The following is a 14,601-nucleotide window of genomic DNA, read 5'->3' as shown; positions in this document are numbered from 1 at the left end:
AGTCGTTCAATCTAAAGCGAACCAAAAGAACTGTACACAGCGCGCATAGTGTTTGATTAAGTTATTTTTTGGTTAATCAACAGACGTGATTTTCCCATTGTTTATTACCCAATAATCACCCGCTCTTTCGGGAAGCGATAATGTGGTTTCTTCGTTTTCCCTCCCAGCATATAGAGGAATGAAATAAGCCCCACTCGCCCGATAAACATCAATACCATAATAATTAATTTCCCAGTACTGGAAAGATCCGACGTGATGCCTAGCGACATACCACATGTACCAAAAGCAGATGTAATTTCAAATAATAGCGCAACTGCCGGGACACCTGGTTCTGTAATGAGTAAAATTAGCAAGGCCGTCATAACCATAATAACCGCAACGATAATAACCGCATACGAACGAAACACATCTATCAGCTTGATTTCCCTGTTAAACACATTGATCACTTCATGACCACGTGCAAAGTTAATGAGAAATAGGATAGCAATCGCAAACGTCGTTGTCCGGATTCCGCCTCCTACCGAGCTTGGCGATGCACCGATAAACATCAATGAGCTGATAAAAATATCCGTTGCTTCACTGAAGTGTGTGATATCATGCGTAGTCAATCCCGCAGACCTCGATGACACTGAGTGGAATAGCGCAGTGAAGATTTTTTCATGCCACGCCATCCCTTTAAACGAATGAAAGGATTCCAATATAAAAATCATCACGGCTCCCCAAATAAGCAAGAAGCCAAATGTCACGGTCGTTATTTTCGTAAATAAAGAAAAACGGAAGTGAGGTACTTTTTTCGAAAAGTAACTTTTCACTTCGATTAAAACCGGAAAACCGATAGCTCCAAGGACAATCAAAACCATCGTTATGGATTGAACAAAATAATCATTAAAATAAGGAACCATTGATGCGCCTGTAATATCAAATCCAGCATTTGTCGTTGCCGATACCGCCATGAAAGTACCGTTCAGCAGCGCTTCACTAAACGTATCGTAAAACTGCGTCATATAAACTGTTAATAATAAGCTACCTATAATTTCAATCAAAAAGATGATTTTAACGATTTCCCTAATCAAGTGAACGACGCCCGCTAAACTGTATTGATTATGATCGACCATAATCAATTGACGTTCGCGCAGACCAATTCTCTTTTTGACGATTAACCAAAAAAAAGTACCGATCGACATAATGCCAATTCCACCAAATTGGAGTACAACCATAATCATGCATAGGCCAAAAACCGTATACGTATCCCAAATGTCAATGGTCGTTAGCCCCGTAACACTAACCGCACTAACCGCCGTAAAAAGACTATCAATGAAGCTAATCTTAACGCCCGGCTTATAAACGCCTGGTAGATTCAACAAAAGAACCGAAAAGGCAATGGCTAAAAAATAGTAAAAAACAATAATTTGTGCAGGTGTGAACCTGCGTAAGTTTTCGCGCGTGAACTTCAACTGTATCGCCTATCCTTTCAGCTATTCAAAGGTGTTGTACCCATTTTAGAGAAGTTAATGTGAAAATGAAAGAAGAAACTAAATAAAATAGAAAAATAAATGAAATGCGGAGGGTGCCTGCTTAGATGCGACTGGCATAAGACAGGCTAGCGACGCGGCGCTCTTTGCGCATGTAGGAGGGATGTAGTTCAATCCCTCCCTGCTAGTTTGGCTATCAGGGAACACAGTCTAAGTTCGCCGCGTCCTGCGGCAACGACTGTGTAACTCACTTCCTGTGAGCCTCCGAGCATCTGGCGCCCGAAGCTAGACAAAAAAGATGCCGTATATAATGCACGGCATCTTCTTCATTCATATTACACGTCTGTTGATTAACCATTTCATTGCATAAATCACAGGTAAGTAAAGGCTTGAAAACCACCTTTTTCACTAGATCATTTCCGATTCGCTTTCGGCAACATATTTGCTACATTATTACCGGAGTTGCCTGTCGCGCACCTACAACGTTCAAGTGAAAAATGCAGTTGCTTGGAAAGAAAAGAATAGATGACTTTCTATAGCGAGTGTAAGTGCCCGAAGATGCAATTTCGGGCACTCTTGCACTTTGTATAAGGTGCTCTCACTTTACTTTTAGCAAGTTTTATAAAAATGTGCCACTTCCTAAAATAACAGTGGGAAGGACCATGGTAAAAGCTTCAGCTGCCAAAATTGTATCTTTGGCGGCTTTTATCCAAGTAACAAGCCAGCTATTCTTTCTTCCCTAAAAGCAGTAGCGCTTTGTGTTTGATTAAGTTACTTTTTGGTAAATCAACAGGCGTGGTATTTTCATAGCATCCGCGCCTTGACAGAAGGTTCAGATAACTGTATAATTGAACTGAGGAAGTGATATAGCCATGTACAAGCGCCTAAAACGGAAACTGTTGAAGCGGCTGAATGGCATTCTCGGTAAAAAAACAATCGCCTGATATCTTAGCTCACCAATGCAAATTGGTGAGCTTTTCTTTATTTTAAGGTAGTGTCATGCTACTATAAAGAGAATCAGTTCAATCGAACGTAAAAAGGAGAGCAAACGATGATTTATAAAGTTTATTATCAAGAAAACATGCTACAAGTACCTGTCCGCGAAAATACACAAAGCATGTACATCGAAGCGGACTCGGAAAGGTCTGTCCGCGAAAAGTTAAAAGATCGTAACTACAGTATTGAATTTGTCCAACTTCTTGAAGGTGCACACCTTGAACACGAGCAGGCTGCACCATATTTCGAGCTCGAGCAGGTTTAATAATGAAAGCCATTAAAAACAATGAAACAGCTGTTTTCGCTCTAGGCGGACTAGGAGAAATCGGTAAAAATACCTATGGTGTGCAATTCCAAGATGAAATAATCCTAATCGATGCCGGTATTAAATTCCCGGACGACGAGTTACTCGGAATCGATTACGTTATTCCTGACTACACATATCTTGAACGCAATGCAGACAAGATTAAAGGATTATTCGTTACACATGGTCATGAAGACCATATCGGAGGCATTCCCTACTTACTGCGAAAAATTAATGTCCCAGTTTACGGTGGCAAACTTGCGCTTGGACTATTACGTAATAAGCTTGAGGAACATGGCCTACTACGTACAACAAAAATGATTGCGATTGACGAAGATGATGTCATCAAATTCCGGAAGACATCCGTATCATTTTTCCGGACAACGCATAGTATTCCGGATGCATTCGGTGTCGTCGTTAAAACTCCATCTGGAAACATCGTCCATACAGGTGACTTCAAATTCGACTTTACACCTGTCGGCGAACCAGCAAACTTAACAAAAATGGCAAAAATCGGAAGCGAAGGTGTCCTGTGCTTACTATCAGACAGTACAAACGCTGAAGTTCCAAACTTCACAATGTCTGAGCGCAAAGTCGGCGACAGTCTGAATGAAATCTTCAGAAAAGTTGACGGACGCATCATTTTTGCAACATTTGCTTCCAATATTCACAGACTGCAACAAGTGATTGAAGCTGCTCAGCTATTTGGTCGAAAAATTGCTGTATTCGGTCGCAGCATGGACAATGCCATTACAATTGGACGTGAACTCGGCTATATCATCGCACCAAAAGAATTGTTTGTTGATACACAATCATTGAACAGACTACCAGCTAATGAAGTGATGATTCTTTGTACCGGAAGTCAGGGTGAACCAATGGCAGCACTTTCACGGATTGCTAACGGAACGCATCGACAAGTTCAAATTCATCCTGGGGATACGGTTATTTTCTCGTCATCTCCAATCCCAGGCAATACACTAAGCGTCAACAAGGCGATTAATGCGCTTTTCCGTGCTGGCGCTGATGTGATACATGGTTCATTAAGTAACATCCACACTTCCGGTCACGGATCGCAGGAAGAACAAAAGCTAATGCTTAGACTCATTAAGCCTAAATTCTTTATGCCGATTCATGGTGAATACAGAATGCAAAAAATGCATACTAACCTTGCTGTTGACTGTGATGTGCCACGGGAAAATACTTTCATCATGGGCAATGGCGATGTTCTCGCCTTAACACAGGATGAAGCCCGTCTTGCAGGTCGCATCCCTTCCGGAGATGTTTATATCGATGGTAGTGGAATCGGGGATATCGGAAACGTCGTCCTTCGCGACCGTAAAATCCTTTCAGAAGATGGTCTTGTCATTGTTGTCGCAACAGTTGACACAAAACGCAACCGTGTTGTGTCAGGACCCGATATCATTTCTAGAGGATTTGTCTATATGCGAGAATCCGGCACGATGATTCACGAGGCCCAGCAAATGCTGTCTAAGCAAATGCAAAGAAAACTTGCAAGCTCACCAGCAGACGTCGCCGCATTGAAAAGTGAAATCATCGATGTTTTAGGACCTTACTTATATGACAAAACAAAGCGTAAACCGATGGTACTTCCTGTTATTATGGAAGTCTAATTAATCACGCTAGGCGTGATTGCATCCGGAGGCTTTATCTAAGAGTAATTGAACTGCATTGCTCTCAGATAAACAAAAATCCCGCTATACACATTTTGATGTGTATGCGGGATTTTTTAATGTAATGCTTTCTTTTCGAACTTGTGAATATCTGCATCAGATCCAATAACAATTAAAATATCCTCACGCTGAATCTTTTCAATCGCCTGAGGTGACACAAGAATATGTTTGCCCCGTTTGATGGCAACGATATTGACACCATATTTCGCGCGAATGTTTAACTCAATCAATGTAGCGCCTGCCAATTTATCACTGGCCTTTATTTCTGCAATGGAATGCTCATCCGATAGCTCTAGATAGTCGAGTATATTATTCGATACCATATTGTTCGCAATCCGAATCCCAATATCCCGCTCCGGATGGACCACTTGATCGGCTCCGATTTTACGCAATACCTTTTCATGATAATCATTTTGTGCTTTCACCGTAATTTTCTCTACACCAATTTCTTTTAGCATTAGCGTCGTCAAAATACTCGCTTGAATATTATCACCAATTGCTACTACAACATGCTCAAAATTACGAATACCTAGTGATTTAAGAACCGATTCATCTGTCGTATCAGCTACTACCGCTTGCGTAGCAATCTGAGCGAATTCATCCACTCTTTCAGGCGAGATATCAATGGCCATGACGTCTGCATCAAGTTCGATCAATTCTCTCACGATGCTCCCTCCAAAACGACCAAGTCCAATGACTACAAATTCCTTTTTCATAAAGTATCTCTCCTATCCGCTTACTGAATGCGATTATTATACCACACACACCAGTGTCCAGTTACTACCACCATTCGTCCCTTTCGGATGGTGGCAGCGCTAGCACATTGAATGGTAAAAGAAGAAAGCCCGATTACACAAAACTATGCGTAATCGGGCAAAAACTTAGTCTCCTCTTTTCATTTCATCCAATACACGGTTAACGCGCTTTTCAAGCATCTTCATGCCCCCGCCACCTGCTTGGAAGTGACGTAGCTGACCATCCTTATCAAACACATAATAGGCAGGAACATATTGGTTATCGAATTTGTCCGTTAATGTCGCATCACTATCGACGAAAATCGGTTGTGTAATATCATGCTCTGCTGCTACTGCTGTAATTTGGTCCATATCTAAGTCGTCCTCTGAACGTGGCATATGGACAGCGACAACATTTAAATTTTCTTTAAAGCGATCCCTGAATTCATTCACCTCTGGCATAGCTTCTTTACACAGATGACAACTCACTGACCAGAAATGAATCAGTGTCGGTTTTTCTCCGACTAATTGAGCTTTAGTTTGTTCACCATTTAACCATGCTGTTGCACCATTGAGTTCAGGCATTTGTTCACGTAATTTCATCGTAATGTCCTCCTTCATTTTCATAAAAAAACCCCACAGCTTATATTATGCATGGGGGCTAAAATTATAGTGTCTTCTGACCCGGTCTCCAGTTAGCTGGGCAAAATCTGCCAGTTTGAAGCGCTTAAAGTATATGTAAGGTTTCATCTACGTCAAGACCAATATTGTTGTGGAATACTGTTTGGTATTGTAGTTCACCTTCAGGGTTGATGATGAATAGGCCGCGCAATGCAATCCTTTCTTCTTCAATCAACAAATCGTAATCGCGTGAAACTTGGTGATTCGTGTCTGCAACAAGTGGGTATTTCGGTTGCTCAAGACCATTATCTTTGCGATCTGTGTTGATCCATACAAGGTGTGTATTAATCGTGTCCGTGGAAACACCGATAATTTCTGCATCTGTATATGTTGAACTAAAGAATCCTACTAAAGTCGCTTAGCGCTAGGGGTAGCCTCCGCTGGTGATTATGTCACAATCATAAGTTCAACTTAAATAGATAACGTAATCTAACTAAATATCCATTAATTAAGTATTACAGTTTCTTCAAATGTCATTCCAAGGTGGCTATACTTTATATGAACCTTATTTATCTTATTGTTATGAAGAATACTAATTCCATAGATTACATCACTTTTAGAAGCAGTTCCGTTATCTAATTTTTTTAGGTTAGAAGAAGATGAACTGCCCGTTTTAATTGCTACACCATCTATATCCTCAAATCCATACTCTTTTGCTTTATCATCGTTAAAATTATCGGTTATGATAAAACCTTGTAACGCATTACTGACTTGTATTTTTGTTTCCATAGGAATGTCATTGTTATTCACTAAGACATTAAATATCTTTACTTCTTGAGAGCCTCTATTACCAATTTCAACAACAACTGATTTATTATCTCCACTCGAAGCAAGTGTACCTATCTCCAAAGGAGGATTTAATTTCAACGAGAAATAAATACCGACAATAATGACTGCCAAAATCGAAAACGATATCCAAATTTTCTTCTTCAATTTCTTCCGCCCCCACATAATTTTTTCAACAATCTGGCCAGATAATTGAATAATCATTATCCGCTATTTCTATGTGAATCAAATTTGTTTCCCTCTCGCCTGAAATTTTTATTCAATTAAATGCACCCCATTTGCGTAAATCATAATGGAGCACCAGGTTCATTTTTTATTTTGCTTTGAAACGGGTCGCCTTCGCTAGAAATCACATAAAAATCATAAGTTCATTGTATAGAGGAAGGAGAAAATTCCAATGAAATATACAACCAAATAAATCGAAGAGATTAGTCATGGAGAACCCACTGAAATTGCATCGTTTATCACGAATCTTCTCCTTTTTATTGAAAAGTTGGAGATCCAAATTGAACAACAGAAAACCAAACAAAAATTCCTTTATAATAGTCTGTACAGGTAGTTCCTGTCCAAATCTACTATAAAGGACTCACGCATGGACAAGAATACATTTTATTGGGATTGATGAATTAATTATTTTTCTTCTTTTTCTTCTTCATAAAAACGATTAGAAAAATTACTGTCGAAAATAGGAAAAGCGTTGTAATTAGATCAGAAAGGTTCATACTTGTTCCAAAGTCACCTTGGAACAAGTTGTTCTTTAAAGGTTCAGATTCAAATCTAGGTTTACTTAATCCATATTTCTCTGCCAAATCAGCTATTTCCTTTTCTGTAAGCTCATCTTTCATATCAACCTGTCCTCCAATCTTATTTAGAAACATTGGTATTATTCTTCTGAATAGCATCGATAGATTAATAGACCCAGCACTACAATAAGCTTTTCTCTATCCTTTCTCGATCAACTTCTTCTATCCAGTTGTAGTATTTCTCATAGAGCGGACGTAATCTGTCTGCTGTACGCGCTATGACTTCACATCCACGATCGTCATATAAAAAAAATATAATGTCTTTTGTAATGTTCACAAAGAAAACATCTGGATAATGAACAGAATCCACTCCAAACCTTGGTTTTAACGAGAAGTCTTCATGAATCGCCGCTTTGAGTAATCCATTCACGCGTATATCATTCACTTTGCACTGTAAAGAAAACTGTTGCATTTCATATTCTTCTCTCCTATCTTCTTCAAACGGATAAGGATACGTCTTAACTTGAAGCCGTTTTAAATTATTTTTATCCCTCAAATTCGGGTAATATACTTTCATTTTTCGTTGTTGCTGTGTTTTTCGCCTATAAATATTCGTCACTAGGAACAAGTCATCATTTTGATCATATAACTCTTTAAAAATTGTTAACGCTTGTTTATACCCTGTGTGAAATCGTTCTAAATTGAGTTCGCCATTTTCTTTTAATTGATAGATTCCTTCACCTAATGAAAAATGAATGCCGATATCCCATTGATAATAAATAGTGGGTACTAATTCGACAGTAGGAAATCTTTTATCTAAATATTCCTCGATGTTCATTTACTCGTTCTCCCTTCTCTTCATCAACAATATGGATTGTTTACAAAAGACGGATTTTATTGAAGATTACTGAAATTCTTCTAACAAGTATAGCATTATTGTTCCTCCTCTTCGCAACAACATCTTCAATATAAAAATCCTTCCATCGACACATCATATTCCATAAAAATATCAGCAAACAACGCCTTATCAATCAAATTTCGGTATACACCATCGAAATAACCCGCAAGGTTACGGACAGTTTTGCACTTTGTCGCCTGAACAGCAATATGAAGGGCCTGTATCGCCAGCTGTTCAAGTAATTCTCCTTGGTGTTCATGAATGCTGAACTTCAACATACGTAATGATAGTGCACGATAAATGCCAAATAATTGACGGGCTAAAGAACTGTCACCAATCGTCGTTGACAATAGATTTTTCATTCTCCCAAACAATGTTGTCAGTGTAGGAATCGGCTCCGCAGGATACGTATCTGTAAGAGTATTGCTCTTTATGTTTTTAGATTTAGAAGAAAAAGCTTCAGGTTCGGAAACACTGTCCTCATCCTTGCTGTCACAAGGCTTGTCCGCTGTTGCCCGCGTGGTCAAAGTCGACTGGTCATCGAAGGGCAAAATAGTATAAATATTAGCACCTAGCCCGTTCATAACTGGGCGAATGTAGTGGATACGCTCGATAATTTCAAGCTGTTCCAACTTTCGAATCGCGCGGCGCACGGTGACGTTGGACTTGCCAATTGCATCTGCCATTGTGTCGTGCTTTAAGTGAGCAGCACCATATTTCACAGAGTAGCGGCGAATCATATCAAGCACAGCGCGATCTGTTGGATTCATCTCATTCCAATGCTTGATAATGTGACGGCGTGCTGCTTCATCCATCTCCTGTGTGTTTGTGAAATGAGAGTAATCTTTTAAGTATGTTGTCATGGTGGTCATTCCCCTTTATTTTTTATATAGAGGGGAATAAGGAGATCGGATACACTTTTTAAAATATTTTTTAAAAAAGAAAAATCCTTCTGTGAAAGCAAGGATTTTATCTATGGTATAAAAGCCAAAGCCGCCAAAATAGTGTCTTTGGCGGCTTTTATCTAAGTAGAAAATCATATATTTAGCTACATCAATTAAATCACATCATTATTCACAATGTGACGGTTTTGCTGGTCTTGCAAGACAATACTCACAATTTGGATCGCTACAAGATGTTTCTCGCCACTCGTCGCATGTTGGACAATAAACAGAATCATGTTCGTCATTATAAGCTAGTGGATCGAGGCACTCCTTACAATGATTGGGTAGTTCAAATAGTTCTCGAATCTTTCCGTTCTTCATAAGAAATATTCCTTCTATCGCCTTCTTGCCCGCCTCTGGATCATCCATCTCTTCCCAGCTAAATCCAAGGTCTTTCATCGTCCATTTCCGTTCATCTGGATCTAAATAAAACACTTTCTTTTTGCCCAATCATAGCCCCTCCTTACTTGCTATATTATACCATGAAACATGTGGAATTCAACGCTGATACTGCACCTTCCCTCCGCCTAGACTCCCTATATAATTTTTTAATTTATGCGATTTATTTAATCATAAAAATAATGCTTGATTTTTAGATAGGATTTTGTATAATTGAAAAGGATTTCAGTAAACTTAAAGTATAGTATCAGTAACTCCGACTTGGAACAGCAGAGTCTCTGAACTCTGCTGTTCCAAGTTGGGCCTCCGGCGGATGTCACAAATTTTGAAGGGAATTAATTGCAGGCAGTCTAGTTTCGCGACGTCCTGTCGCAACGATTGCATACCCGCATCCTGCGGGCACAATTCAAAATTTGGACGCAATTACGCCAAGGCGCAATTGATTTAGATTTAGTAAGGAGGAGAATTCGTGGAGATTGGTAGGAAAATTAAAAGCCTGCGTTTGAAAAAGGGGCTGACTCAAGAAGAGCTTGGGGAACGGACCGATTTAACAAAAGGGCATATTTCACAATTAGAACGGGATCTCAATTCTCCGTCTATTGAAACGCTTTTTGCCTTGTTAGAAGTTCTGGGTACAACACCAAAAGAATTTTTTGATGAACCTAAAAAAAATGTAACTGTTGTATATTCAACCGATGACCAAACCATTTACTCAGATGATGAGCTTAAATACAGTATTCGTTGGCTTGTGCCACGCTCAAATGAAAATGATATGGAGCCTGTTCATATTACCTTTCAACAACAAGGGGAATTCAAAAGGTTTGAACCCTCCCTTGCGGAAACGTTCATTTATGTACTCAAGGGCAAAGTAACGATTGAAATTGGCGACACGCATTACAGTGCCGCTAAAGGAGATGCCGTCTATTATGACGCATCTGAACACCACCGTTTGTCCAATGCACACACTGGAACGAGCGAATTATTACTCGTTGCTACTGAATCTTATTTATAAGGGGGATTATTAGAATGACTCAACCAATTATTCGCTTTGAAAATGTGACAAAAAAATATGATGAACATACAACTGTCTTGAACGGCGTCTCTTTCGAAATGGAACGTGGCAAGTTTTACACGCTGCTCGGTCCTTCTGGCTGCGGTAAAACAACCATCCTTCGTCTGATCGCCGGATTTACAGAGGCATCAGCGGGGGCTATTTTTTTCAATGGGAAAAAAATCAATGACGTGCCGGCCAATGAACGACAAGTGAATACTGTGTTTCAGGATTACGCTTTATTCCCCCATTTAAACGTTTTTGAAAATATCGCATTCGGTTTACGCATTAAGAAAGTAAAGCAAAGCGAAGTAGACCGTCGTGTACGTGAAGCCCTAAAATTCGTCAATCTCGAAGGCTATGAAGCACGGGAAATTTCTGAAATGTCAGGTGGTCAACGCCAACGAGTTGCGATTGCACGCGCGATTATTAATGATCCAGAAGTGATTTTACTCGATGAACCACTATCAGCACTCGATTTGAAATTACGCTCTGAAATGCAATATGAGCTGCGTGAATTGCAGCAACGTCTTGGCAAGACTTTTGTTTTCGTTACGCATGACCAAGAAGAAGCACTCGCCATGTCTGATGAAATTTTCGTCATGGATGGTGGTAACATCCAACAATCTGGTACACCGCTTGATATTTATGATGAGCCTATCAATCGCTTCGTGGCCGATTTCATTGGCGAATCCAATATTGTACCCGGCGTCATGATTGAAGACTATGTTGTCCAATTTACCGGTCGGACATTCGAATGTGTCGACCAAGGGCTTAATCCAAATGAAAAGGTCGATATCGTTATTCGTCCTGAGGATCTTGAACTAACGTCTGTCGATAAAGGCAAGCTGAATGTAACGGTCGATACGCAATTATTCCGTGGGGTTCACTATGAGTTATCCACATATGATACAGATGGGAACGAATGGCTTGTCCATTCTACGAAAAAAGCAGAGGTTGGCGTGCAAGTTGGACTGGACTTTGATCCAGAGGCTATTCACGTCATGCGACTGAACGAAACAGAAGAGGAATTCGACGCCAGACTTGAGGCTTACGGGGTACCGGATCATGAACAATAAACCGCTACGTCCGTTATATTCCGTTCCTTATGCAGCCTGGATCATTCTTTTCGTCATCGCGCCAATTGCACTAATTGTCTATTATTCGTTTTTCGATTTGGCCGGCAATTTTACAATCGATAACTATAAAAACTTTTTCACCTCGGTCTATTTGAAACTGACGATTAGTTCGTTCTGGTATGCATTTTTAATTACGTTGTTCTCGTTATTATTTGCCTACCCAACTGCTTACTTTTTAACGAAAACGAAGCATAAGCAGCTGTGGTTACTACTGATTATTATTCCATCATGGATCAATCTACTGCTTAAAACGTATGCCTTCATTGGACTTTTTGGACTGTATGGTCCAATCAATGCATTGCTGGAAGTGATGGGCATTGGCGAGCAGCAAATTTTATTCACGGATTTCAGCTTTGTATTCGTGTCCGTTTATATTTTCATTCCATTTATGATTTTGCCGATTTTTAACGCGCTCGACAAATTAAACCCTGCGTTGATTGATGCATCACGTGATCTTGGAGCCAATGCATGGACAACATTTAGACGCGTCATTTGGCCGTTGACAATCAACGGTGTGAAATCAGGCATTCAAGTCGTCTTCATCCCTGCCCTGTCGCTATTCATGATTACACGGCTTATTGCGGGGAACAAAGTCATTACACTCGGAACGGCCATTGAACAGCAATTCCTCGTCACACAAAACTGGGGAATGGGTTCGACAATCGCTGTATTCCTAATTTTGTTCATGTTCATCATTATGTTAATTACCAATGGCAAAGAAAAGGGGGCGTCCAACAATGGCAAAACTAAGTAAACTCCCTAAAATCTATTTGGCGGTTGTTTTCATCATTTTGTACGCACCCATTTTCTATTTAATCTTCTACTCGTTCAACTCAGGGGGCGGGATGTCGAATTTCGAGTCGTTCACGCTAGAGCATTATGCGGCCGTTTTTGAAGATACACGATTGCTCGTTATTTTGATCAATACGATCGTTGTCGCTTTATTATCGGCACTTATTTCAACAGCGATTGGCGTGCTTGGTGCCGTTGCTATTTTGTTCATGCGCAATAAAGCAATGCGTAATGCAGTTTTGTCGCTGAACAACATTTTGATTGTTAGCCCAGACGTTATTATCGGGGCATCATTCCTCATTTTATTCACACTGATTGGGGTTAAGCTTGGCTTTGCATCCGTGCTCATTTCACATATCGCTTTCAGTATTCCAATTGTCGTCATTATGGTGTTGCCGAAGTTACAGGAAATGAGTCCATCATTGATTGATGCTGCGCTGGATCTTGGTGCAACGAAACGTGATGTACTAACACGTGTCATTATTCCTTTCATCAAACCTGGGATATTGGCTGGATTCTTTTTAGCTTTGACGTATTCGTTGGATGACTTTGCAGTGACATTTTTCGTGACTGGTAACGGCTTCTCGACGCTGTCCGTGGAAATTTACTCGATGGCTCGCGCCGGGATTACGTTGACGATTAACGCATTGTCGGGACTTATTTTCCTCGTCACAGTCGTACTCGTTATCGGCTATTACATGATCAGCCGTAAAACCAAATCACCACTTGCGGGGGTGCGAAAATGAAAGATATTATTCGCGGAGCAGCTGCCATACTCATTGTTTCTGCTATCCTACTCATCATCAACGCTAAATTGAGTGAGGGTGGGGGCAGCGCAGGTAAAAATTCGATTACTGTCTATAACTGGGGTGAATACATTGACCCCGATTTACTGAGGCAATTTACAGAGGTAACGGGCATCAAAGTCATCTATGAGACGTTCGATTCGAATGAAGGCATGATGAGCAAGATTGAACAAGGTGGGACAGCATACGATATTACAGTACCCTCTGAGTACATGATTGAAATGATGAAGGAAAAAGACCTGCTACTTCCTATCGATTATAATAAAGTGCCAAATGTTGAGAATATCGATCCGTACTTTCTTGACTTGCCGTTCGATCCTGACAATCAATACTCACTTCCCTACTTCTGGGGAACGGTTGGCATTGCCTATAATCCGACACTACTAGAGGGACAGACATTTGAGAGCTGGGATGATTTATGGGATCCTTCGCTCAAACAGGACGTCATTCTCGTTGATAGCGCACGAGAAACCATTGGTATGGGGTTAAATTCACTTGGTTTTTCATTGAACAGCACAGATTTAACCCAATTGCGCCAAGCAACCGATAAGTTAAAGGCGCTTAGCCCAAATGTCAAAGCCGTTATTGGGGATGAAGTGACACCACTGATGATTAATGGTGAAGCGGCTGTTTCTTTGACATGGTCTGGTCAAGCGGCGGATATGATGTACGAAAATGAAGATATCGATTATGTAGTCCCTGAAGAGGGCTCTAATCTATGGTTCGATAATATGGTTATTCCGCGCACGTCTAAAAATATTGACGGTGCACATGCGTTCATTAATTTCATGTTAGATGCGGAAGTGGCTGCACAGAATGCTGATTATGTTGGCTACTCTACGCCAAATCTCGCTGCACTCGATTTTATGGATCCTGAAGTGACGGAGGATGAGCGCTTCTATCCTAATGAGGAAACGCGGAGTCATTTAGAGGTGTATCGAAACCTAGGGCTGGAGATGCTAGGGGTTTATAATGAATTATTTTTAGAGTTTAAAATGGATATGAAGTGAAAAAAAGTTGCTGGCTACCTAGTGTACCAGCGCTTTTTACTTGATTTCAGAAAGTGTTTTAGCATTGAAAACGAAGCATCATATACAGAAGTCACTTCACGGTGTATTCCTGAGCCTCTTATGGTACGATACCTTAGTAACACGAAATTGTTTGG

General features: G+C 40.3%; 15 protein-coding genes and 2 pseudogenes. 7 read left to right on the top strand and 10 right to left on the bottom strand.

Annotated features, from left to right (window positions below):
- Positions 1–104: 104 nt before the first annotated feature.
- Positions 105–1,454 (bottom strand): TrkH family potassium uptake protein, encoded by a 1,350-nt coding sequence (locus N1I80_RS23310; RefSeq protein ID WP_340740370.1) that lies wholly within the window; start codon positions 1,452–1,454, stop codon positions 105–107.
- Positions 1,455–2,523: 1,069 nt separating this feature from the next.
- On the opposite strand from N1I80_RS23310, the gene N1I80_RS23305 reads away from it, so the two are divergent.
- Positions 2,524–2,733 carry a DNA-dependent RNA polymerase subunit epsilon gene (locus tag N1I80_RS23305; protein ID WP_340740369.1) on the top strand — a complete coding sequence of 70 codons (210 nt, stop codon included), beginning with the start codon at positions 2,524–2,526 and terminating at the stop codon, positions 2,731–2,733.
- Between the two features lie 2 nt (positions 2,734–2,735).
- Entirely contained in the window at positions 2,736–4,403 is a 1,668-nt protein-coding gene (gene rnjA / locus N1I80_RS23300; protein WP_340740368.1) for a ribonuclease J1, read from the top strand.
- Positions 4,404–4,519: 116 nt separating this feature from the next.
- Here the strand turns inward: rnjA and N1I80_RS23295 are convergent, their stop codons facing one another.
- The 9 genes and pseudogenes from N1I80_RS23295 to N1I80_RS23260 form a co-directional block, all read right to left on the bottom strand.
- The gene (locus N1I80_RS23295) at positions 4,520–5,179 is read right to left on the bottom strand and encodes a potassium channel family protein (RefSeq protein WP_340740367.1); all 660 of its coding nucleotides are present in this window, start codon (positions 5,177–5,179) and stop codon (positions 4,520–4,522) included.
- 165 nt (positions 5,180–5,344) lie between these two features.
- Positions 5,345–5,800 carry a TlpA family protein disulfide reductase gene (locus tag N1I80_RS23290; RefSeq protein WP_340740366.1) on the bottom strand — a complete coding sequence of 152 codons (456 nt, stop codon included), beginning with the start codon at positions 5,798–5,800 and terminating at the stop codon, positions 5,345–5,347.
- 64 nt (positions 5,801–5,864) lie between these two features.
- Positions 5,865–5,915, bottom strand: a pseudogene (locus N1I80_RS23420) (hypothetical protein); the annotation flags it as partial.
- 9 nt (positions 5,916–5,924) lie between these two features.
- Positions 5,925–6,200 (bottom strand): annotated as a pseudogene (locus tag N1I80_RS23285) (redoxin domain-containing protein); the annotation flags it as partial.
- 122 nt (positions 6,201–6,322) lie between these two features.
- On the bottom strand, positions 6,323–6,811 hold the full coding sequence (locus N1I80_RS23280) for a hypothetical protein (RefSeq protein ID WP_340740365.1): 489 nt from the start codon (positions 6,809–6,811) through the stop codon (positions 6,323–6,325).
- Between the two features lie 479 nt (positions 6,812–7,290).
- Positions 7,291–7,509 carry a hypothetical protein gene (locus N1I80_RS23275; protein ID WP_340740364.1) on the bottom strand — a complete coding sequence of 73 codons (219 nt, stop codon included), beginning with the start codon at positions 7,507–7,509 and terminating at the stop codon, positions 7,291–7,293.
- A gap of 79 nt (positions 7,510–7,588) precedes the next feature.
- A complete protein-coding gene (locus N1I80_RS23270; RefSeq protein ID WP_340740363.1) occupies positions 7,589–8,245 on the bottom strand; it encodes a DUF3885 domain-containing protein in 657 nt (218 codons plus the stop codon).
- A gap of 125 nt (positions 8,246–8,370) precedes the next feature.
- Positions 8,371–9,168 carry a helix-turn-helix domain-containing protein gene (locus N1I80_RS23265; protein ID WP_340740362.1) on the bottom strand — a complete coding sequence of 266 codons (798 nt, stop codon included), beginning with the start codon at positions 9,166–9,168 and terminating at the stop codon, positions 8,371–8,373.
- 207 nt (positions 9,169–9,375) lie between these two features.
- Positions 9,376–9,699 (bottom strand): hypothetical protein, encoded by a 324-nt coding sequence (locus tag N1I80_RS23260; RefSeq protein WP_340740361.1) that lies wholly within the window; start codon positions 9,697–9,699, stop codon positions 9,376–9,378.
- Between the two features lie 418 nt (positions 9,700–10,117).
- Between N1I80_RS23260 and N1I80_RS23255 the strand changes: the two genes are divergently transcribed.
- Genes N1I80_RS23255 through N1I80_RS23235 form a run of 5 tightly spaced genes read left to right on the top strand, consistent with a single transcriptional unit; the run spans position 10,118 to position 14,446 of the window.
- Positions 10,118–10,660: a helix-turn-helix domain-containing protein gene (locus tag N1I80_RS23255; RefSeq protein ID WP_340740360.1), complete on the top strand. Its 543-nt coding sequence runs from the start codon at positions 10,118–10,120 to the stop codon at positions 10,658–10,660.
- Between the two features lie 14 nt (positions 10,661–10,674).
- Complete coding sequence (locus tag N1I80_RS23250) at positions 10,675–11,778, top strand: ABC transporter ATP-binding protein (protein ID WP_340740359.1); 1,104 nt, start codon at positions 10,675–10,677, stop codon at positions 11,776–11,778.
- A complete protein-coding gene (locus N1I80_RS23245) occupies positions 11,768–12,592 on the top strand; it encodes an ABC transporter permease (protein WP_340740358.1) in 825 nt (274 codons plus the stop codon). The genes N1I80_RS23250 and N1I80_RS23245 overlap by 11 nt, the downstream gene beginning before the upstream one ends.
- Positions 12,576–13,376: an ABC transporter permease gene (locus N1I80_RS23240; protein WP_340740357.1), complete on the top strand. Its 801-nt coding sequence runs from the start codon at positions 12,576–12,578 to the stop codon at positions 13,374–13,376. Before N1I80_RS23245 ends, N1I80_RS23240 begins: the two co-directional genes overlap by 17 nt.
- Positions 13,373–14,446, top strand: a complete 1,074-nt coding sequence (locus N1I80_RS23235) for an ABC transporter substrate-binding protein (protein WP_340740356.1) — start codon at positions 13,373–13,375, stop codon at positions 14,444–14,446. The genes N1I80_RS23240 and N1I80_RS23235 overlap by 4 nt, the downstream gene beginning before the upstream one ends.
- Positions 14,447–14,601 lie beyond the last annotated feature (155 nt).

This window comes from Sporosarcina sp. FSL K6-3457 (genome assembly GCF_038007285.1).
Lineage (GTDB): Bacteria > Bacillota > Bacilli > Bacillales_A > Planococcaceae > Sporosarcina.
Note: the sequence above shows the minus strand (reverse complement) of the source record. Positions and strands in the feature narration are given on the sequence as shown.

Excerpts from the sequence above, each read along its gene's own strand:
- N1I80_RS23250 (WP_340740359.1), top strand. The coding sequence starts at position 10,675 with ATGACTCAACCAATTATTCGCTTTGAAAATGTGACAAAAAAATATGAT.
- N1I80_RS23265 (WP_340740362.1), bottom strand. The coding sequence starts at position 9,168 with ATGACAACATACTTAAAAGATTACTCTCATTTCACAAACACACAGGAG.
- N1I80_RS23275 (WP_340740364.1), bottom strand. The coding sequence starts at position 7,509 with ATGAAAGATGAGCTTACAGAAAAGGAAATAGCTGATTTGGCAGAGAAA.
- N1I80_RS23240 (WP_340740357.1), top strand. The coding sequence starts at position 12,576 with ATGGCAAAACTAAGTAAACTCCCTAAAATCTATTTGGCGGTTGTTTTC.
- N1I80_RS23270 (WP_340740363.1), bottom strand. The coding sequence starts at position 8,245 with ATGAACATCGAGGAATATTTAGATAAAAGATTTCCTACTGTCGAATTA.
- N1I80_RS23305 (WP_340740369.1), top strand. The coding sequence starts at position 2,524 with ATGATTTATAAAGTTTATTATCAAGAAAACATGCTACAAGTACCTGTC.
- N1I80_RS23245 (WP_340740358.1), top strand. The coding sequence starts at position 11,768 with ATGAACAATAAACCGCTACGTCCGTTATATTCCGTTCCTTATGCAGCC.
- N1I80_RS23235 (WP_340740356.1), top strand. The coding sequence starts at position 13,373 with ATGAAAGATATTATTCGCGGAGCAGCTGCCATACTCATTGTTTCTGCT.
- N1I80_RS23295 (WP_340740367.1), bottom strand. The coding sequence starts at position 5,179 with ATGAAAAAGGAATTTGTAGTCATTGGACTTGGTCGTTTTGGAGGGAGC.
- N1I80_RS23290 (WP_340740366.1), bottom strand. The coding sequence starts at position 5,800 with ATGAAATTACGTGAACAAATGCCTGAACTCAATGGTGCAACAGCATGG.
- rnjA (WP_340740368.1), top strand. The coding sequence starts at position 2,736 with ATGAAAGCCATTAAAAACAATGAAACAGCTGTTTTCGCTCTAGGCGGA.